Here is a 20,736-nt window from a genome sequence, read left to right on the forward strand (position 1 = left end):
TGCATAGCCGAAGGCCGCCTCAGAACAAGGCATCGTCTTTGCTGATCCGCCGCACCGCGAGGTTAGACAGGTAGATCAGTGTAAAACCTACCACCGATTGCACAAGACCGGCAGCGGATGACATTCCGATATCTCCAATGGCCAGGAAGGTCTGATACACATACGTGTCGATAACCTGAGTCGTGGAGTAGAGTGCGCCTGCATTCCGCGTAACCTGGAAGAAAAGTCCGAAATCCGCGTTGAAAATCCTCCCGATCTGCAGCAGCGTCATGACAATGATCACCGGACTGATCAGCGGAATCGTAATTTTACGGATCTGCTGCCATTTCGAAGCTCCGTCAATAAGTGCAGCCTCGTAATATTCGTGGTCGATTCCGATAATGGCGGCCATATATATGACCGTCGTATAGCCTATTTCCTTCCATATCTTCACCACTACGAGAATAATTGGCCAATATTGCGACTGAGAATACCATTCTATCGGCTTAAGGCCGAGAAAAGGCAGCACTGTCTGATTGATGAATCCATGCTCATTGCTCAGAAAGCCGTACACCAGATAGCTGACCACTACCCAGGACAGAAAGTACGGAAGGAACATTGCACTCTGATGAAACTTTGACAGCAGCCTGTTGCGCATTTCGTTAAACATAATGGCAAAGGCGACTGAAATCACCAGTGTCAGCACAATGAAAGCTGTATTGTACAGCAGCGTATTTCTTGTAATGATCCATGCCGTTTCTGTAGAGAACAAATATTTGAAATTGGAAAAACCAACCCAATCACTGCCCCAAATCCCTTTTTGATAATTGACATCCTTAAAGGCGATCAGCGTCCCGAACATCGGAATGTAGTTGTTAATGACCAGAACCACAATCGCCGGAAGCATCATCACGTAGAACACCCAATATTTCCTCATGACCCGCCATATCGAAGGTTTTATGGTCCTGCCGGCATTGTTAGCTTTGGATAAGCTGACGGAAGGATTACTCGCGCTCATGGTTCTTTCCTCCATTTCATTTCCTATCATCCTTTGAAGCCTCGATTCCCCTTGCAATCCCCTTCTGTTTCCGCACCCCCCTGCCCTTTAATTAAAACATATGGTTTATTTTGGGAGTATAAGGTGCAGCTTAGATTTCTATGAGAAAAGCAACTACATACAGAAATTACAAACAAAAAAGACGATTAGCCTTGTAGTTCAAGGTTAATCGCCTTTTATAGTATTATTTGCAGTGCCGGTTTCCTCTTACGTTACTTACGTTCAGGCCTTACATTGCCCTGACAGCAACGCAGTTACACTTTCCGGTACTGATCACGGTATTCCTTGGGGGACATGCCTGTCTGCTTCTGAAACACTTTGGTAAAATAACGCCGCTCCTGATAACCTACTCCGGAGCTAATCGCCGTGATGCTCTTGTCGCTGCTCGCCAGCATGAACTTGGCGGCTTCAATCCGCTGCTGGGTCACATATTCCACAAAGGTCATCGCAAAGCGATTCTTGAACAACAGGCAGAAGTAGCTGCCGCTGATACCTATCTTGTTCGCGACTTCTTCTATGCCCAGATCATAATGCAGCCGCTCCGAAATATACTGTGCTGCCAGATTCATCAGCTGGTCTGGTGTTTTTTTGACGGAATCGTCGGCTGCAGGCACTTCCTGAAACAGCGGAATGCTGTTGTACAGCTTATCCTTGTACTGCCTGCTGCGGATTTGCGTACCGATCTCCCGCACCTTGTTGCCAAGCTCCTCATAATGAATCGGCTTGCAGATATATTCCTTTACACCAAGTCGTATGGCTTCCCGGGCGTAATCAAATTCCTGGTAGCCGCTGAGCAGCAGTACCTCGCTCTCCAGACCCATCTCCCGCAGCTTGCCGATGAACGTCAAGCCGTCCATCACCGGCATGCGGATATCACATAGCACAAGGTCCGGCGCGTTCTCCTCGGCAATCCGTAATGCTTCCATGCCGCTGCGGGCCATACCGGCAACCTCCATCCCCATTTCCTGCCATGGCAGCACCCTGTTGAGATTGTTCAGAATGGGAGCTTCGTCGTCAACCAACAATACTTTTAGCATAATGATCTTCCCCCTGCCCGTATTTAGGTATGACGCATTGGATGATTGTTCCTTCACCCGGGCTGGCACAGATGAATATCCCGTATCTGTCGCCGTATTCAATCCGGATACGATCGGCCACACTGCGCACTCCAAGACCACGCCGCTCCGGATGAATGCCATGCTCCGTCCGGCCTTCGTCCGACTGGTTTGCTGTTTCGTTAACCATATACTGGAACATCGAGAGCTGGGCCGGAGTCATCCCGATTCCGTTATCCTCAATCTGCAGGATCAAGTTGCCGCGGTCTTCCCAGCCCTTTACAGTCACCTTGCCCTTGTATCCGATCCCCTCGAACCCATGCTGGATACTGTTCTCCACCAGCGGCTGCAGTGTCAGCTTGAGGATACCGCAGCCCATAAGCCCTTCCGGGATGTCTATTTCATAATCAAATACATCCTCGAAACGAAATTTCTGGATATCGAGATAATTACGCAGGTGGGTAACTTCTTCTTCCAGTGTGATTTCATCCCTGTCCTGAATGCTGATCCGCAGAATGCTGGCTAGCCGGTAGACCATCTCGCTAACCTTACGGCCTTCATTCTGTACAGCAAGCACATTGATCGACTCCAGCGTGTTGAACAGGAAATGCGGCTTGATCTGTGCCTGCAGAACCCGCATCTCAGCCTGATTCTTCCGTCTTTGCTCCAGATGGATCCGATTAAACAAGCCGTTGATTTTATCCATCAAATCGTTAAAGCCTTTGGCAAGCAATGTCATCTCGTCATTGCCCTTCTCCTCAACCCTTGTAGTAAGATCGCCATCCTCCACCCGCCGCATAAAGCGGACAATAACAGCAATCCCGCCCGTTATCCGGTTCATAAAGAACAAATTAAAGATGACGGCAGCCAGGAAGCAGAGAAAGATAACCCCGACAAACCAGCGGGCGAACACTGTAACCTCCCGTGACAACGAACCCCACGAGGTGATAGAAACGAGGCTCCAGGGATACTCCTTCAGATGATAGACGGACAGAATACTTTTCTCCCCGTCGAACTGGGTTTTGAAGCTTTGAAAACCTTCCTTGAAGGTAATATTTTTCGCCGTAAACGACTGGAAATCCTGTCCGTCCAGCTTGCGGTCCGGATCCAGCAGAATCATTCCGTCATCGTTCACCAGCATGAAAGAGACCTTTTGGTTACTGTCCCCAATCTTCAAATTCCGGAATATGGATTCGAACTCCCAGTTCTTGATCTGCACGACCAGAATGCCGATGTTCTCAAAGAAGCTAAGCTCCTTCACTAGCCGGATCTGTGTGAACACGGCTTCTGTTCCTGTCAGTTCCGGATATTCATGCGGTGCCAGCCATTTCGGTACACCATTGAGCTTCATGACCTCCTGATAGAGAGCACTTCCTTTGAATTTATCGTAAGGGAGTGTGCGGAAATTTTCCTTGTTGAATACCGATACGATCTCCGAGCTGCCTTTACCGTTAAAATTGTACAGAAAGGCATAGCTGATCGAAGGGTGATTATACAGCAGACTACGGAAATTGCGCTGGCTGGCATTCAGGTTCAGCTGCTCAGCATCAGTCAGATCCTGCTTTGAAGGATCATCCGCGCTGAGCGCCATATGAAACACCGAGGTAGCAATTCCGTTGTCTGTCACGTTGTTCATATCTTTAAAGACGTTGGAGATGCTGTAGCTGATCGCTTTAAGTGAATACTCGGACTGCTGGCTGTATTTCTTCTCAATTGAATTATAAGTAACGAAGAACATAATCATGCCAAGAATAAACAAGGGGATGATAATCAGGCCCAAAAATGCCGTAAATAATTTATAGCGCAAATTCATCGGCAGTGCTCCTGACTGTGAATAAGGTTATCCTTTTACGCTGCCTGCCGTTACGCCTTCAATAATTTTCTCCTGCAAAATGGCGTAAATAATAATGACCGGCAGCACACTGTAGACAATGCCTGCAGACATTTGCGCATAATTCATCTGATACTGATCGCGGAATTGGACCATTCCCACCGGAAGTGTGCGCAGCTCGTCATTCGAAAGAAAATAGTTAGCCAGCAAAAATTCATTCCAATTTCCCAGGAAATTAACAATGAATACTGTAACCATGGCGGGAACCGTCAGAGGTACAATAATTCTAGCAAAGATACCGGGAGCCTTCAAGCCATCCATAACTGCCGCTTCTTCAATTTCACTGGGCAACGAACGCATAAATGCGGCCAAAATAATAATTGTAAACGGTATTGCATTGGCAATATAAGGGATGATCAATGCCCAATGTGTATTCAGAATGTGCAGTTTGCGCACAATCGTATAAATCGGCAGCATCAGCGCATTGTTAGGAATAAGCATTCCGACCAGTACAAGCGAGAACAGGATACCATTCCATTTGCCCTGCCGCATCCGTGTGACTGCAAAGGCAAACATCGACGCCAGCAAAATGGAGACGACAGAAGCCAGCACAGAAATGTACAAGCTGTTAAAGAAGTAGGTGCTGATCTTGGCGTTGACCCAGGCCTCCACATAGTTAGAGAAGGCAAATTCCTTCGGAATGCCGAATGGATTCAAGGCGATCGCGTTGTTGTCTTTCTTTACTGAAGAGAACAGGACGAACAGGAAAGGAAAAAGAATAACAAGCAGATACGACAACAGCACAACATGCGGCAGACTCTTTTTCAGGCGTGGCATCAGTATTCAATCCTTTCATTGCGCCGGGCAAACAGCAGATGATACAGCGCCGTAACCACAAGCGTGAATGCAAAGATCAGGACTGCGATGGCATTGCCGTAGCCATACTTAAAGTTGGTGATCGCGTATTTTATCATATAAGTCGCCATGACCTCGGTCGATCCAGCCGGACCGCCTTTCGTCATCACGATGACGATATCCGCAGCCTTCATTGCACCGGCGATGGAGAGCATAATAACTACGGAAATGATCGGCACAATCAGCGGCAGTGTGATGCGTGTGGCACGCTGAAAGCCGGTAGCGCCGTCAATGGCCGCAGCTTCATCCAGTTCACTAGGAATGGATAGAATAGCCGCCAGCACCATAACAATGTAGAATCCGGTCCACTGCCAGGCATTCGTGATCAGAATGGACAGCATGGCAAACCGCTCATCCGACAGCCAGTACACCGGCTCAATGCCAACGAGACCAATTAGCTTATTAAAGAGGCCGATATTGGGCTCATAAATAAATCCCCACAGAATGCCGATTACCGCAGTAGACATAATAGAAGGCATAAATACGGCTGTCTTGTAGAGTCCTTTCAGCTTCTTAACGTTGGCAATCAAAAGCGAAAAGAATACGATCAGGGGAACCTGCACGCACACGGAGAATAGGATAAACCAGCCGTTATTCTTCACCGAAACCCAGAAGCGTTCATCTCCAAGCGCTTTTTTGAAGTTAGTGAGGCCGGTGAATTTAACCGTATCCGATACTCCGTTCCAACTGGTGAAGCTGTAGTAAAGTGAGCTGAAGATCGGATATATAAAGAACATGAAGAACAATACCAGTGCAGGAATAACAAACAGGATAAAAACCAATGGATTTCTGAGTGATTTATTCATGACTACCTCCGATTGCTTAGACTATCTGGGAGCGATTAGGGCAGATTTTAAAAATGCACCCTGGAGCAAGCACCAGGGTACATAGAATTTACCGTTCCTTATTCCACTGCTGCATTAGCTTCTTCTTGAACTTTTTGCAGCGCCTCGCCCATTTTTTCAGGTGTTGTCTGTCCGCCGATCAGCTTCTGAATTTGAATGTTGCTGATCTCGGTGGTGACATCCGCTTGAACCAGAGAGTCAAAGGCAGGGAATGAAGACTGGGAATTATTCAGTACCGCTACGATTTCACTCATCAGATCATCGGTAATATTCTCGTTCAGGATATTCTGATCAATCTTCATGGCCGGCAGCACTCCGTCCTCTACCAGACCGCGAAGCTGCATTTCTTCATTGTACATATTCTTGATAAAGGATTTCACTGCAGCCAGCTGACGCTCGTCATCTGCCGCTGAAGCAGAGAACCCGTAACCGTTGTTCACATCGCGCATCAGTGCCGTTTGGTCGCCTACCCCGCCGTCAACTGCCGGGATATTGAAGAATCCAACCTTGCCGATCAGACCTTCACCCGATTGTCCTGCTTTGAATACAGAGGATTTCCAAGTTCCATCATAGAGCAGAATGGCTTCGCCACTAGTGAACTGGGTGGTATACTCAGCATATTCGAAACCAAGCTCGCCTTTTTTGAAGTAGCCTTTATCTACCCATTCCTTGTATTTCGCAAAACCTTTCACAACATTAGCATCGCTCCATTTAGCTTCACCGGTCGCGAATTTAGCCGTCACATCCGGTCCGGCATAACGTGACCAGAGGTGGTTGGCCAGCATCAGCGGCACCCAGCCGGCTTTGGAAGCGCCAGCCAGCGGTACTTTGCCATCAGCCTTAATATCGGCCAGTTGCTTCTCAAGCTCAGCAAAGGTCTTCGGAGCTTCCCAGCCCTTGCTGCCATAGTATTCTTTATTATAGAAGAAACCTTCACCGGAACCGCCGATTGGCAATCCGTAAATCTTGCCTTCATAAGTAAATGGATCAAGATTCGAGAACTTGTCTTTAATGCCCAATTCTTCGAGGATCGGGGTCAGGTCAAGCAATTTTCCTTCTTTGGCGTATATTTTGGAGTCAGGGCTCCCAAAGAGATCGAACACTGCCGGAGGATTGCCGGCGGCCATTTCACCGCGTAGCTTCTCTTTGCGGTTCACATCGGAATCTACACCATCCAGTTTGAATGTCAGCCCCGGCACTTCACTCTGAACCTTGCCTACCACATCCTCCAAAATAGCAAGACGTTTCTGCTTATCAGCACCAACCTGCGTATGACGGATCGTCATTTCGAAAGGCTCAGCGCTGGCAGGCTCATCAGTGGCAGCAGCATTGGTTGCAGCAGCTGAATTGCTTGGTGCTGCAGTTTCTCCATTGTTGCTTGCCTTATTATTGTTGCCTCCACAGCCAGCAAGCAAAGCAGAAGAGACAAAAACCAGGGACAACAGCATAGTCATACTTTTTCTCATTACGGGTGACCCTCCCTATTTATTAATTTCCCTTACAACTCTTATTATAAAAAACAGTGTGTGTAATCGTAAGGTTAAGATTCATCTACTATAGGGATAAAATACTCTAATGTAAGCGAATACACCTCTTAACAGTCACATTCTGCGTTATTTATAGTTACATATACTGAAAAATTACTCCATAGGAAATAGACCTTGCGTCATTAAACCTCTACACAAAATCATCCTTCCTGCAAAATAATCCCTTTATCTGCTGAAACATAACATGCGTTCTGGATCATTAAAAAGCAAAAAAGCCGTTTCCGCAGTACATAAGCTACTGCAAGATACGGCTTCTGCTTCCTATGATAATTATCATCACTTAACAAGTGCTGTCTCGTTGCGTCCTTCTTCAATCAGCCGGTAAGCGCGCTGCACTTCTTCATCGTTCGGTGAGGGTACCCCTTCTAGTTCATAGGGACGGCCAAGTTCTTGCCATTTATAAATCCCCATTTGGTGATAAGGCAGGATTTCAAACTTTTCTACCCCATTAAGCGTTCCAATGAATCGGCCGAGATTCAGTAAATCCTCTTCCTTATTATGAATGCCAGGAACGTACACGTGGCGGATCCACATTTTACGGTTATGATCCGACAACCAGCGGGCCAGCTTCAATGTACGATCATTCGATTTACCGGTCAGCTTAATATGCGCTTCATCATCGATATGCTTGAGATCGAGCAGCACAAGATCAGTAACATCCAGCAAATCGCTGATCTTCGAACCATCATTATAGCCATTTGTATCCAGTGTGGTGTGCAGATTCCAGCGCTGTTTCACTTCAGTGAACAGTTGTTTGACAAAATGCGCCTGCAGCGTTGGTTCGCCGCCAGACACGGTAAGCCCGCCACCTGAAGACTTATAATAATTCAGGTAAGGTTCGATTTCCGACAGCACTTCCTCGATGCTCATTTCTCTGCCTTCATTAAGACCCCAGGTATCCGGGTTATGACAATACTGGCATTTCAATAAGCAGCCCTGCATAAATAGAACAAAACGGATACCAGGCCCGTCTACGGTCCCGAACGTTTCTAAGGAATGTATATGTCCATTAGCCATATGATGACTTCCTTTCGAAAAGAACTTAAAATTTTAATTAATTTTTAGCAAGATTTTACCGCCCCCTGAATCAAGGGCGGTATCACCTCACTGCTATTACATCTTATACAAGAACTGTATTACACAGTTAATTTAATTACATTGTACCGTGGAATGTACGGTTGATAACATCCAACTGTTGTTCACGGGTCAGCTTGATGAAGTTAACAGCATAGCCGGATACACGAATGGTCAATTGAGGATAGTTCTCCGGATGATCCATAGCATCGATCAGTTGTTCACGGTTAAATACGTTAACGTTCAAGTGCTGAGCGTTGTTGTGGAAGTATCCGTCCATCATGAATACCAGGTTGGATTTACGGGACTCTTCGTCTTTACCCAGCGCCTTAGGAACGATGGAGAACGTGTTGGAAATACCGTCTTGTGCCTCGGAATACGGCAGTTTGGCAACAGAGTTCAAGGAAGCCAGTGCGCCTTTCTTGTCGCGTCCGTGCATTGGGTTAGCACCTGGAGCGAACGGTTCACCTTTCTTACGTCCGTCAGGAGTAGTACCAGTCTTCTTACCATAAACTACGTTCGAAGTGATAGTCAATACCGATTGAGTCGGCATAGCGTCACGGTAAGTTTTGTGTTTGCGGATCATCGACATGAAGGTTTCAACCAGTTCAACTGCGATGTTGTCAACAGCATCGTCGTTGTTGCCGTAGCAAGGGAATTCTCCTTCGGTTTCGAAGTCGATGGCGATGCCTTGTTCGTTGCGGATCGGTTTAACCTTAGCGAATTTAATTGCGCTCAGGGAGTCAGCAGCAACGGACAGGCCGGCGATACCGCAAGCCATCGTACGCAGAATGTCACGGTCATGCAGTGCCATTTCGATGCGTTCGTAGGAATATTTGTCATGCATGTAGTGAATGATGTTCAGGGTGTTGACATAAGTCTTAGCCAGCCACTCCATCATCGGTTTGAAGCGTTTCATTACTTCGTTGTAATCCAGATATTCGGAAGTGATCGCAGGGAATTCAGGTCCAACTTGCACGCCTGATTTCTCGTCTATACCACCATTGATCGCGTACAGCAAAGCTTTCGCCAGGTTGGCGCGGGCGCCGAAGAACTGCATTTGTTTACCAATGCGCATTGGGGATACGCAGCAAGCAATTGCGTAATCTTCACCCCAATATGGACGCATTACATCGTCATTCTCATATTGGATAGCGCTGGTTTCGATGGAAACCTTGGCACAATATTTTTTGAAGCCTTCAGGCAGTCTTTCGGACCACAGAACCGTCAAGTTAGGCTCTGGAGCAGGCCCCAGGTTGTACAGGGTATGCAAGAAGCGGAAGCTGTTCTTAGTTACGCGTGTTGTTCCGTCTTCAGCCATACCACCGATGGATTCCGTTACCCAAGTAGGGTCGCCGGAGAACAGTTCATTATAGTCAGGCGTACGCAGGAATTTCACAATACGCAGTTTCATTACGAAATGGTCAACGATTTCTTGTGCTTGTTCTTCAGTAAGTGTACCTTCTTCAAAATCGCGCTGTGCATAGATGTCGAGGAAGGAGGATACACGTCCCAGGGACATTGCAGCACCGTTTTGTTCTTTTACTGCTGCCAGATAACCGAAGTATACCCATTGAGTAGCTTCTTTGAAGTTGTTCGCCGGTTTGGAAATATCAAGTCCGTGAGCGGCAGCCATTTCTTTCAGCTCGCCCAGAGCGCGGATTTGTTCCGATAGCTCTTCGCGCAACCGGATTACTTCTTCAGTCATGGAATCAACTTCAAGCTCGGTTTGTTGTTGTTTCTTGTCTTTGATCAGGAAGTCGATACCGTATAGAGCAATACGGCGGTAGTCACCGATAATACGTCCGCGGCCATAAGCATCAGGAAGACCTGTAATAACGCCGGATTTACGTACTGCTCTCATGTCAGGTGTATATGCATCAAACACGCCTTGGTTATGCGTTTTGCGGATATTCGTAAACATTTCGACAATGTTGTTCGGAAGCTCGAAGCCATAAGCTTTGGTGGCATCGATCATCATCTTAATACCGCCGAACGGTTGAACAGAACGTCTGAAAGGAGCATCAGTCTGTACGCCTACAATTTGTTCCTTGTCCTTGTCGATGTAGCCTGGCTTGTGGGAAGTGATGGTGGAGACAGTATCCAGGGAAACGTCCCATACGCCGCCTCTTTCTCTTTCTTCCTTGCTCAGCTGAGAGATAATCTTCCACAGTTCAGTAGTGTTGCTGGTAGGACCCACGAGGAAATCTTCGTTTCCTTCATAAGGCTTGATGTTCTTGGAAATAAATTCGTTAACGTCGACTTTTCTTGCCCATTTACCTTTTGTAAAACTTCTCCAACTCGACTTCACTTCTTGTACATCTTTTTCAATCACCGACATGCTAAATCCCTCCATTTATATTTATTATATTTGTAGAGATCGCGGGCTTGAAGGTTAATCCCGTGTCTCGTGATCCCAAAGATATGGTTGTAATTAAATTCACAATCGCGTCTTCATAACTGGGACCGTTCTTTATATAAACATTTTAGTTTATTTTCTGAAAAAGGACTGTGACAAATATCACCTTTCCGGTGATATTTGTCACTACCATCCCCTTCCATATTAACCTATAACCTTATCCTTTGCTAAGCAATCACCAATTAGTTGTCGAATCTTCCGTAGAATGCGTTGCGGTATACATCAGCAAGTTCAGTAACCAGCGGCAGTTTAGGGTTGGCAGTAGTACATTGGTCTTCAAATGCACGGTCAGCCAGATAGTCTACGCGGGATTCGAAATCCTTAGGATCAAAGCCGAGTTGTTGGAACGACTCTTCAATGCCCAATTTTTTGTTCATGTCGCGGATTGCATTGATCAGGCTGGTTACGCCTTCTTCGGTAGTGCGTGCAGGCAATCCCAGAATACGGGCGATTTCAGCATAACGTTCGTCAGCTACAAAGTGCGAATATTTAGGGAACGAAGCAAACTTCGTTGGTTTCTTGGCATTGTAACGGATAACGTGCGGCATCAGGATGGCATTGGTACGTCCATGAGCCGTGTGGTATTGACCGCCCCATTTGTGCGCCAAGCTGTGGTTGATGCCCAGGAATGCATTGGCAAATGCCATACCAGCCAGCGTCGATGCGTTGTGCATTTTTTCGCGGGCAAGTTTGTCGCCTTCAAGTGCGGACTTCTCCAGGTATTGGAATACCAGCTGGATAGCTTTGATAGCCAGACCATCGGTGTAGTCACTTGCCATAACGGAAACATAAGCTTCAATCGCATGTGTCAATACGTCCATACCTGTATCAGCAACAGCAGTCTTAGGCAAGCTATATACAAACTCAGGGTCGATGATCGCTACATCCGGAGTCAGCTCATAGTCTGCAAGCGGATATTTAGTATTATTTGCAGTAGTTTTGTCAGTAATAACCGCGAACGAGGTTACTTCCGAACCTGTACCCGATGTTGTTGGAATAGCTACAAATTTCGCTTTGTTGCCGAGCTTAGGGAATTTGTATACCCGTTTGCGGATATCCATGAACTTTTGTTTCAAACCGTTAAAGTCAGCATCCGGGTGTTCATAGAACAGCCACATTCCTTTTGCAGCATCCATTGGGGAACCGCCGCCGAGTGCGATGATGCAGTCCGGTTGGAATCTGTTCATCATAGCTGTACCTTTTTCCACGGTAGTTGTCGATGGATCCGGTTCAACTTCCGAGAACACTTCGATCGCTACAGGGGTCTGGCGTTGACGCAGGTAGTGCTCTACTCTTTCTACATAACCCAGTTTAACCATCATAGGGTCAGTGATAATTGCTACGCGGGTAATATCAGGCATTTTGGCCAGGTATTGAGTGGCTCCCTTTTCGAAATAAATCTTATCAGGCACCTTAAACCATTGCATATTCACGGTACGACGGTTCACCCTTTTCACATTGATCAGATTGATGGCAGTTACGTTTTGCGATACCGAGTTGCGTCCATAAGATCCGCAGCCCAGAGTCAGCGAAGCGATATTAGTATTGTAAATGTCGCCGATGGCGCCATGTGTTGAAGGCGAGTTAACAAGAATACGTCCAGTTTGCAGACGGTTCGAGAACTTCATGATAACTTCTTCATTGTTGGAATGGATAGCCGAGCTGTGTCCCATGCCGCCGAATTCAACGACTTGAGCTGCGCGTTCAATCCCTTGGTCAGCGTTCTTAACCTTGTAGCAAGCCAGAACCGGGCTAAGTTTCTCAGCGGACAGCGGGTACTTGGTGCCTACGCCTTCGAGTTCAGCTACCAGAATCTTCGTTCCGGCAGGAACCTGGATACCGCACATTTCAGCGATCTTCACAGCGGATTGACCTACGATTGCCGGGTTAACCGCACATTTTTCTACATTCATTGCGCCGTTGGTCAGCTTAGCAGCTTCTTCTTTATTCACAAAGTAGCAGCCATTTGCGATCATTTTCTTTTTCACTTGGTCAAAAATTGCTTCTTCAATAATAACAGCCTGCTCGGAAGCGCAAATCATACCATTGTCAAAAGTCTTGGAAAGAATAATGTCAGTAACCGCTTGGTCGATATCAGCACTTTTCTCAATGAAGGCAGGTACGTTACCAGGGCCTACGCCGAGAGCCGGTTTACCACAGCTGTATGCCGCTTTAACCATTGCAGATCCGCCTGTTGCCAGGATAAGAGCGACGTCCGGATTGTTCATCAATGCGTTTGTTTTGTCCATTGTCGGAAGCTCAATCCATTGGATACAGTTCTCAGGAGCGCCTGCTTTCACAGCTGCATCATGAAGAATTTTTGCTGCTGCGGCACTACACTCTTGCGCTGATGGATGGAAACCGAATATAATAGGATTACGTGTCTTAGCGGCAATCAGTGCTTTAAACATCGTGGTTGATGTTGGGTTGGTTACCGGTGTGATACCCATTACGATTCCGACCGGCTCGGCAATTTTTTGGAAGCTATCATATTTATTATCTTCAACGACGCCTACTGTTTTGTCGTATTTAATTCCGTGCCAGATATATTCAGTTGAGAAGATGTTCTTCGTAATTTTGTCTTCGTATACACCGCGTCCTGTTTCTTCTACAGCCAATTTTGCCAGGTACATATGCTTGTCGAGCCCAGCCAATGCCATTGCATGAACGATTGTGTTAACTTGCTCTTGATCCAGCGCCATATACGCTTCTTGAGCTTTCTTTGCTTTATCCACCAAAATCTGAATATACTCTTCAGCGGTGGTTTGTTTCACTTGGGCGGCGACTTCGTTTTTAACTGCCATCTCCCTCGTCCTCCTGTCAATTTTTAGGTTGTTTTTCTCTACACATTTATCTTATCACATCCTCTTCAACATTTAAAGTGAAATCTTTCACAAAGTATAAAGTTTTTTTTGATTTGTTTTCAAAGCGCTTTCATTTAATCATATTCAGGTATTATTTCCATTTTATATGGTAAAATTCGCTTATATTTGTCCAATCTGCGAACAGCAAAATAAGGACTCTAACCGTATGAACCTGTTACAGGGCTCCACAAAGCATTATTTTTCTATTTATTGGTAATTACATCATATTTCTTTATCTTATTCCTCCCGCCTTATCCTTGATCGCCTCTTCCCTCACCTAACCTTTGGAGAACTATTTACAGCAAAAAGACAGGGGAACAACGTCCCCTGCCTCTTCCGCTTTTTACAATTCATTTATAAAAACTACCATTTTATAAACTTCCTACTCTACTTTAATAGTATCAAAGAATTTCTCCTGCACAGTTTTGGCAGCAGCATCTAACTGTGCTTTGGAGTCGGTTCCTTTTTTGGAGAACAGCTCCTGAATCACATTGGACAGGGTTGCATAGTAATCTTGAGTATTGTACTGTGCTTCCGGTTTGCCGTCCAAGAGGGCCATAATATCCGGGTTATATTGGTACACGATATCGGAATACTTGTCATATACCGCTTTGGTCTTCTTGCCGAACTCGGAATCTGCAGCATAGTAGTCCAGAAGCGGCGGGATGAAGTATTTGCCGTCCGCTTTACGCTGCTGCAGAATAGCGTCGAGCGCATCGAGACCTTTATCGGAGAAATAATCAAAGGTAATGTAACGGAACGCCATCTCCTGCTCGTCTTTTGTAGCGTTAGGATTGATGACCAGATAGTCTCCGCCAAGTACTCCGGTATGCTTGCCGCCTTTTTCAAAAGCAGGCATCGGATAGGTCAGCACATCTGCAGGCTTCAATCCGCCTTGATTCAGCGCTTGCTCAATAACTCCGTCGGAACCCGCCATTACCATGGCCGTACGTCCTTGTTGGAATGCACCTACAGCATCACCCCAGCCAAGTGCCCAATCCTGAGGAATTGCTTCCGCTTCCCATCTCAGCTTCTTGTAGAAGTCCAGCGCTTTCACACCGGCATCAGAGTTGAAGGTTGCAACGACCTTGCCTCCTTCAACTTTTTGAATTTCCCCACCCGCTTCGAACAGGAAGTTGGTCCAGTTCCAGCCTGCTTCATTGCCTTTACCCATAGGTGCGATACCGGAAATTCCTTTTTTGGCATCTGCTACACCTTTGGCTGTATTCAGCATATCATCCCAGGTCCAATCCATTGCAGGCACCGCTACACCTTTGTCATCCAGCATTTTTTTATTGATCATTGTCGTGGTAACATAACCCTTCTGTGTGACCCCGTAGACTTTATCGTCAATAATGAACTGGTTCTGCAGCACCGGATTGATCTGATCCTTGTATTCATATTTGTTCCAAAGATCGGTAATATCGGCAACCCAGCCTTTTTCAATCAGGAATTTGGCTTCTGTAGCATAAGTGTTGAAGAAGGTCGGCGCTTCATTCGCAGCCATCTTCACGCCGATTTCACTTACGTTGTACTGCCAGTCGTCTTTTACGATCTCGACGTTCGGATACTCTGCCTGGAAGCGTTTGATCCGGTCATCTTCCTGTGCCCTCATTTCTGTCAAGTCAGGTGTAGGATAGTGAATTTTGATCGTTACTTTTCTCTGAGTGATATCATCCGCGGGCGCATCCGTTGGAGCAGCAGTTTTATCCGCTGTCTCAGCAGTAGCTGCCGGTGAAGCTTCCCCTCCCTTATTCCCCTGTGCATTTCCGTTGTTGTTATTGTTGCCGCCGCAGGCGGATAACAACGAGCCGGTCACAAGGAGACAGGCTAATACGCTGGAATATTTACGCATTGAAACTCCCCTTTTCAATTCATAATTAGCTAACAAAATCATCATAAAAGAGAAATCGCTTACAAACGAGGTGTATTTATATTCCTTATGTGTGCATGTTTACGATCTCTGCATAGAAGAAGTCATATTCTGATTCAGCCCTTAACCGCTGACAGCGCCACCCCGCGCATAATGAATCTCTGAAAAATCAGGAAGACCAAAATTGGCGGCAGCGAGACTAGAAAAAGAATAGCGAACTTGATATTAGTATTGAGCGCCTTGACGTTGATCACATATTTATAGATCGATGTCGCAAGTGTATATTTGTCCTCGCTATGCATGACAAGCGATGGCCAGAACCAGTCATTCCAGGCTGTCGAGAAGATAAAGATCGCCAGTGTGGCGAAGATTGGAATGGACAGTGGTACGGCGATTGAGAAGAAGCTTCGCGGTTCCGAGGCACCGTCAATCCGCGCAGCTTCAAAAATCTCAGGATGGAGTCCGTCAAAAAAGTTCTTCAGGAGCAGGAAATAAAACGTATTCGCCCCGGCAGGAAGCCAGAAAGCTGCATACTGGTTCAAGAGTCCGAGTTCCTTAAGATTGACAAAGTTCGGGATCATATAGCTGGTCGCCGGAATAAACAGTGTCATCAGGAAGAAGAAATAGAAAACTCTCTTGAACGGCACATTCATCCGCGAAATACTGAAAGAAGCAAGACCGAGCACGACCAGAGTCATAATCATATTCCCGACAAAAATATAAATCGTGTTCCTGAGGAATTTCAGCAGGTCAATGTAATCCAGCGCATCTTTCAGGTTGGCGAAATGCCATTCCTGGGGGAAAAAATGCGGCGGGAACGAGTTGACCTCCTGATTGGATTTCAGGCCGTTGAACATCGTCATCAGGATGGGATACAGCATGGTAAAGATCATAATCAGGATGAAAAACACCATAATTCCGTAGACGATTTTGTTGCTTGTTTTCTTCAAATCATGTTCGGAAAGAATTCCTCTCTCTGCGCTCTTCATCTTAATTGTCCTCCTTGTTCAGCTTGAACTGTAAAATGCCCAAACCGCCGAGGACAACAAACATCAGCATGCCCAGTGCAGTCGCGGTTCCATAATCCAGTCTGGTAAATGCATACTTCACAATTAGCAGAGCATAGGTCAGCGTCGTCTTATTGGGTCCGCCGTCAAGCAATGCCAGCTGTGATTGGTATCCCTGGGAAGTCGCGATGACCTGCAGGATCAGCATCAGAATAATCAGATTACGCAGTGAAGGAAGTGTGATATGGCGGATACGGGCCCAGACACCGGCACCGTCAATTTCCGCAGCTTCATACCAGTCGCGTGGAATACTGAGCACGGCTGCCAGATAAATCAGCATCCCGGAGCCGAACTGCTGCCAGGTTTCCATGAACACCAGTGAGATCATCGACCACCTGCTGTCCGTCAGAAACGGGATCTGGTCTGCACCCATCGTGCCCAGCAAGGCATTGATCGGGCCTACGGGGTCATACAGCCATCTCCACAGCCCATAGAGCACTACGGCCGGCATAACATAAGGCAGATAAGCCGCAACGCGTACAAAACCGCCGAATTTTCTCAGTTCCGAGATAGCGATAGCAAAAGCGATCGGTACCCAAAAGCCTATAACCAGACAGAGTCCCATATAGTAGACTGTATTTTTGACGGCAATCAGAACATCGGGGTCCGTGAGGGCTCTCGCATAATTGTCCATGCCGACAAAGGTATTGCCTTTAACGAAATCTACAGTATAGAAGCTGTACAGAAAACCTTTAAAAATAGGCACCCACATAAACATGATAAAGATGATGATTGCTGGCAGAAGGAACATATAGCCCCAAAAGTTTTTTTTCCAGCGATTCTGTTTGTACGGTTTGTTCTCGAGCTTCGCCGGCAGCTCCTCGTGTAACGCAGCGGTCTGGTTCATCTTGCTCCCTCATTCCTTTCGTCTTCAGCACTTTGACAAAGTGCTTCCTACCTTAATTGTAGGAAAGGCGGGGGAGGCTGAACATGTCTATATCTACCGAAGTAGTGAGCGTTCTTACTTCTTCAATTCACTGGGGCTGATTCCATAATATTTTTTGAAAATCTTGCTGAAATGCTCCGGTGATTCGTAGCCGACCCGCTCGGCAATCTCATAACGGCGCAGGTCCGTATGCAGAATCATCTCCCGGCTGTCCTCCATCCGCAGCTTAATAACATATTCCCACAGGTTATGGCCCGTATTTTTTTTGAACAGATAGCTTAAATAATTGGGGCTGACATGATTTTTTTTGGCTACCTCGTGAATGGTCAAGCCCTTCTGGGCGTAGTTCTCGTCGATATATTCCTTGGCCTTCTGCACGATCAGATTGCTGCGTGTATGCAGCTCCTCTGCAGAGGGGTCGGCGGTATAATTGTTCCAATTGAAATCTCCGTAGTAGAACACATAATGATCGTTATGTTCCTTGTTCCACAGAATAGCCTTGGAAGCCTGACGGTTCAGCACCTCCATGAACGACAATCCCTTGAGAATCTGACTGATCCCGATCACCACGTTCAGATGCAGGTATTTATGGATATTAAAATGCAGACTGCGGCCGAGCATATCCAGCCTGCCCACCTGGCCTGCCGCCGATTCCTCGTAGCTTTTCTCATCCCACTGGATGATAACGGTAATTTCTTCCCCGGGAGAATAAAAAGCAATGGAGTTCCACTCCTGATCCAGCAGCTCTTTGGCGATGTTAAGCACACCGTAACGCAGCAAGCCGCTATCGCGGGCATTGTACTTCTTGCCCAGTCCTACTCCCGGGAGCTTGAGCTTGATTACCGAGAAATAAGGCCCCTTCAGCTGCAGTTCATCCAGCTTGCGCATCCCTTCCTCATCGCCTAACACAATGCCCGGATCAGCAAGCAGCGCATTTAATAGCTGACTGTATGCCGGAAGCGGCTCCTCAAGCCGGAAGCTTTCGCCGATGCCGCTCATTAAAGTCGCCAGCTCCGGTGATGGCTTATCCATCTTGAGCAGCACATTGCGTACCGAGTCAAGAAACTGCTCACTGTTCAGCGGTTTAATCAAATAATCCTTAGCTCCCAGCCTTACGGCCATTTGAGCATATTGAAAGGTTTCATGAGCGGAAATGACGATGGTCTGCACCCAGGGTTTCGCCAGCTTCGCATGCTGCATCAGTTCAATGCCGCTCATCGCTCCCATCTGGATATCGGTAACAAGCAGATCAATCTCTTCCATGCGGACGCAATCCAGCGCCTCAAAACCGCTGCTCGCGGTATAGATATGGCCGATATCCAGCCCTGAGGAAGCAAGCAGGCTGCTAAGCCCTTTGCAAATGAGCGGTTCATCGTCCACAACCAAAATATTGAACATATGCAGATTCCCCTTTCTATTCCTGATTCTCCGACTTCGGAAGCTTGACGGTCACTACCGTCCCGCCCTCCCGGCGCGGCGCATAACTGATTCCATAATCAGGACCAAAATGCAAATGCACGCGTTGATTAATATTGCGGATGCCATAGCCGCTGGCAGGGTTCGGACTCTCATCGTTCAGCACCTGCCTAATCGCCTCATAGTCGACCTGTTTATATCCGTTGTCTTCAATTGTGATTTGGATGACGTCATCCTGCGCGCTTGCGCTGATGATAATCTCTCCGTCCTCATCCATGTTTTTGACACCGTGTATGATGGCGTTCTCAATCAATGGCTGCAAAGTGATCTTGGGAATCAGATTGCTTTTCGTGTCCGGCTCTATTCTCCAGATGACAGCAAAAACATAATCATAGCGGTGCTGCTGCAGTTTGATATAGGCACTGGCATGCTCCAGTTCTTCTTCCAGCGTAATCAGTTCCCTGCCCCGGCTCAGGCTGATTTTCATCAGCTTGGATAGTTCCTTGATCATTTCCGCCGATTCCACGTTACCTTCCAGCGAGCTTTTCCAGTAGATGCTCTCCAGCGTGTTATACAACAAATGCGGGTTGATCTGCTGATAAAGCAGCTGCAGCTGGGATTCTTTCTGTTTCAGCTCCATTTGGTATTTATACATAATCAAGCCGTTTAACCTGCGGGCCATATCATAGGTCGAGGAGATCAGGACGCTGACTTCGTCGTTGGTCCCTCTTCTGGGCGTTTCGGGCACACGGTTCCCCGGTTCAAATTTCCGGACGAAAAAGGCCAGCTTCTGCAGCGGTGTCATTAGGGAGCGCCAAAAATAGGTGATGATGATAATCCCGAATAGCGCATAGGCGACCGTTATGTATTGAATGACCTGCTTCATTTCATTCTGCTGCTGCAGCAGCGCTTTTACCGGAACCTTATAAACCAGCTTCTGCCCCAGCATATGATTATTGTTCACAACATAAATGAAATCATCTGTAATCACATCCCGCGTCCCTTCGGGATCCCCGCTCTCTGCCCCCTCCGGCAGCTTAATCACTTCACCGGTGGAATTTGTAGTGGACGCCAGCACACGGTTGCTCATATCCGTTAAGTAAATTTCTCCGTCAGGCAGAGAGATGGATTTAAGTGATTCGCCGATCTTGGATTCCATCTTGGTCACCACCAGCACACCTATCGTCCCTGATCCCCTGTAAATGTTATTGACCGCTCTGACGTAGGTAAGTGTCTTCATATTTTCCGCCTGCGGACTGAGTCTTTCTGTAAACATGAGATACCCCCGGCCCTTCTCATGCACCACCTGATCGAACCAATACGGCTCCTCCCCTGTGGAGAAAAAATAAACGCCTGCTTTCTTCACCTGCGGGAAGTTGGGTGCGAAAAAGTAATAGTTATCCGGATCGTACACATAGAGAGAGTAGAAGATTCCGTCGCCGTGTTCGGCTCCCTGTGAATAGCTCCCCAGGAGCTTTTCAATCGTTTCATAACGTTCGACCCGCTCCAATACCGTATCATCCCCTTGCATATTCAGCTGCTGCAGGATCGGGTTCTGGATGACCGTCGTAGTGATTTTGTTTACTGTATCAATGTCCCTGTTAATGATTGCAAAATTCTGTTTATTCAGCTCTACATAAGCATTGGTGACATGCCGCTTCAGAATCTCCTCCGCCTTGTAATTTCCGTAGCTGTTCAGGATCAGTATAGGTGAGACCATAATCAGAAACAGCAGGATCAGCTGCTGCTTAACGTTCAGCCTGACGAACGGCTTCATAAGTGCTGACAACATCTGGATACACCTCCAGTTTCAATAATATATCAAATGAATAAGCGCTTACATATGTTTATTTTAAAGTTTATTATGGGTATTTGTATGCAATTACTCCGGTGTGCAGGCAAAAAAGG

The 20,736-nt window shown here is 46.9% G+C and carries 14 protein-coding genes; all 14 read right to left on the minus strand.

Going from position 1 to position 20,736, the window contains the following annotated elements; translation table 11 throughout:
* Nucleotides 1-19: 19 nt before the first annotated feature.
* Nucleotides 20-997, minus strand: a complete 978-nt coding sequence (locus H70357_RS24230; RefSeq protein WP_038594959.1) for an ABC transporter permease — start codon at nucleotides 995-997, stop codon at nucleotides 20-22.
* Between the two features lie 293 nt (nucleotides 998-1,290).
* Entirely contained in the window at nucleotides 1,291-2,073 is a 783-nt protein-coding gene (locus H70357_RS24235; protein WP_038594960.1) for a response regulator transcription factor, read from the minus strand.
* Nucleotides 2,051-3,904 carry a cache domain-containing sensor histidine kinase gene (locus H70357_RS24240; RefSeq protein ID WP_038594961.1) on the minus strand — a complete coding sequence of 618 codons (1,854 nt, stop codon included), beginning with the start codon at nucleotides 3,902-3,904 and terminating at the stop codon, nucleotides 2,051-2,053. The genes H70357_RS24235 and H70357_RS24240 overlap by 23 nt, the downstream gene beginning before the upstream one ends.
* Nucleotides 3,905-3,931: 27 nt before the next feature.
* Nucleotides 3,932-4,759, minus strand: coding sequence for a carbohydrate ABC transporter permease (locus H70357_RS24245; RefSeq protein ID WP_038594962.1), 828 nt, complete (start codon nucleotides 4,757-4,759; stop codon nucleotides 3,932-3,934).
* On the minus strand, nucleotides 4,759-5,643 hold the full coding sequence (locus tag H70357_RS24250; protein ID WP_038594963.1) for a carbohydrate ABC transporter permease: 885 nt from the start codon (nucleotides 5,641-5,643) through the stop codon (nucleotides 4,759-4,761). Before H70357_RS24250 ends, H70357_RS24245 begins: the two co-directional genes overlap by 1 nt.
* 98 nt (nucleotides 5,644-5,741) lie before the next feature.
* A complete protein-coding gene (locus H70357_RS24255) occupies nucleotides 5,742-7,148 on the minus strand; it encodes an extracellular solute-binding protein (protein WP_038594964.1) in 1,407 nt (468 codons plus the stop codon).
* Nucleotides 7,149-7,505: 357 nt separating this feature from the next.
* Nucleotides 7,506-8,246 (minus strand): pyruvate formate-lyase-activating protein, encoded by a 741-nt coding sequence (gene pflA, locus H70357_RS24260; RefSeq protein WP_038594965.1) that lies wholly within the window; start codon nucleotides 8,244-8,246, stop codon nucleotides 7,506-7,508.
* A gap of 136 nt (nucleotides 8,247-8,382) precedes the next feature.
* The gene (gene pflB / locus H70357_RS24265; protein ID WP_038594966.1) at nucleotides 8,383-10,644 is read right to left on the minus strand and encodes a formate C-acetyltransferase; all 2,262 of its coding nucleotides are present in this window, start codon (nucleotides 10,642-10,644) and stop codon (nucleotides 8,383-8,385) included.
* Nucleotides 10,645-10,904: 260 nt separating this feature from the next.
* Nucleotides 10,905-13,526: a bifunctional acetaldehyde-CoA/alcohol dehydrogenase gene (gene adhE / locus H70357_RS24270; protein ID WP_038594967.1), complete on the minus strand. Its 2,622-nt coding sequence runs from the start codon at nucleotides 13,524-13,526 to the stop codon at nucleotides 10,905-10,907.
* Nucleotides 13,527-13,968: 442 nt separating this feature from the next.
* Nucleotides 13,969-15,441: an ABC transporter substrate-binding protein gene (locus H70357_RS24275; RefSeq protein WP_038594968.1), complete on the minus strand. Its 1,473-nt coding sequence runs from the start codon at nucleotides 15,439-15,441 to the stop codon at nucleotides 13,969-13,971.
* Between the two features lie 134 nt (nucleotides 15,442-15,575).
* Nucleotides 15,576-16,448: a carbohydrate ABC transporter permease gene (locus H70357_RS24280; protein ID WP_038594969.1), complete on the minus strand. Its 873-nt coding sequence runs from the start codon at nucleotides 16,446-16,448 to the stop codon at nucleotides 15,576-15,578.
* A gap of 1 nt (nucleotide 16,449) precedes the next feature.
* On the minus strand, nucleotides 16,450-17,373 hold the full coding sequence (locus H70357_RS24285) for a carbohydrate ABC transporter permease (RefSeq protein ID WP_038594970.1): 924 nt from the start codon (nucleotides 17,371-17,373) through the stop codon (nucleotides 16,450-16,452).
* Between the two features lie 114 nt (nucleotides 17,374-17,487).
* Nucleotides 17,488-18,810, minus strand: coding sequence for a response regulator (locus H70357_RS24290; protein WP_038594971.1), 1,323 nt, complete (start codon nucleotides 18,808-18,810; stop codon nucleotides 17,488-17,490).
* A 16-nt stretch (nucleotides 18,811-18,826) separates the two neighbouring features.
* The gene (locus tag H70357_RS24295) at nucleotides 18,827-20,620 is read right to left on the minus strand and encodes a cache domain-containing sensor histidine kinase (RefSeq protein WP_038594973.1); all 1,794 of its coding nucleotides are present in this window, start codon (nucleotides 20,618-20,620) and stop codon (nucleotides 18,827-18,829) included.
* Between the last annotated feature and the right edge of the window lie 116 nt (nucleotides 20,621-20,736).

The sequence above is a fragment of the Paenibacillus sp. FSL H7-0357 genome (genome assembly GCF_000758525.1).
Taxonomy (GTDB): domain Bacteria; phylum Bacillota; class Bacilli; order Paenibacillales; family Paenibacillaceae; genus Paenibacillus_AQ.

Excerpts from the sequence above, each read along its gene's own strand:
- H70357_RS24230 (WP_038594959.1), bottom strand. The coding sequence starts at position 997 with ATGAGCGCGAGTAATCCTTCCGTCAGCTTATCCAAAGCTAACAATGCC.
- H70357_RS24235 (WP_038594960.1), bottom strand. The coding sequence starts at position 2,073 with ATGCTAAAAGTATTGTTGGTTGACGACGAAGCTCCCATTCTGAACAAT.
- H70357_RS24240 (WP_038594961.1), bottom strand. The coding sequence starts at position 3,904 with ATGAATTTGCGCTATAAATTATTTACGGCATTTTTGGGCCTGATTATC.
- H70357_RS24245 (WP_038594962.1), bottom strand. The coding sequence starts at position 4,759 with ATGCCACGCCTGAAAAAGAGTCTGCCGCATGTTGTGCTGTTGTCGTAT.
- H70357_RS24250 (WP_038594963.1), bottom strand. The coding sequence starts at position 5,643 with ATGAATAAATCACTCAGAAATCCATTGGTTTTTATCCTGTTTGTTATT.
- H70357_RS24255 (WP_038594964.1), bottom strand. The coding sequence starts at position 7,148 with ATGAGAAAAAGTATGACTATGCTGTTGTCCCTGGTTTTTGTCTCTTCT.
- pflA (WP_038594965.1), bottom strand. The coding sequence starts at position 8,246 with ATGGCTAATGGACATATACATTCCTTAGAAACGTTCGGGACCGTAGAC.
- pflB (WP_038594966.1), bottom strand. The coding sequence starts at position 10,644 with ATGTCGGTGATTGAAAAAGATGTACAAGAAGTGAAGTCGAGTTGGAGA.
- adhE (WP_038594967.1), bottom strand. The coding sequence starts at position 13,526 with ATGGCAGTTAAAAACGAAGTCGCCGCCCAAGTGAAACAAACCACCGCT.
- H70357_RS24275 (WP_038594968.1), bottom strand. The coding sequence starts at position 15,441 with ATGCGTAAATATTCCAGCGTATTAGCCTGTCTCCTTGTGACCGGCTCG.
- H70357_RS24280 (WP_038594969.1), bottom strand. The coding sequence starts at position 16,448 with ATGAAGAGCGCAGAGAGAGGAATTCTTTCCGAACATGATTTGAAGAAA.
- H70357_RS24285 (WP_038594970.1), bottom strand. The coding sequence starts at position 17,373 with ATGAACCAGACCGCTGCGTTACACGAGGAGCTGCCGGCGAAGCTCGAG.
- H70357_RS24290 (WP_038594971.1), bottom strand. The coding sequence starts at position 18,810 with ATGTTCAATATTTTGGTTGTGGACGATGAACCGCTCATTTGCAAAGGG.
- H70357_RS24295 (WP_038594973.1), bottom strand. The coding sequence starts at position 20,620 with ATGTTGTCAGCACTTATGAAGCCGTTCGTCAGGCTGAACGTTAAGCAG.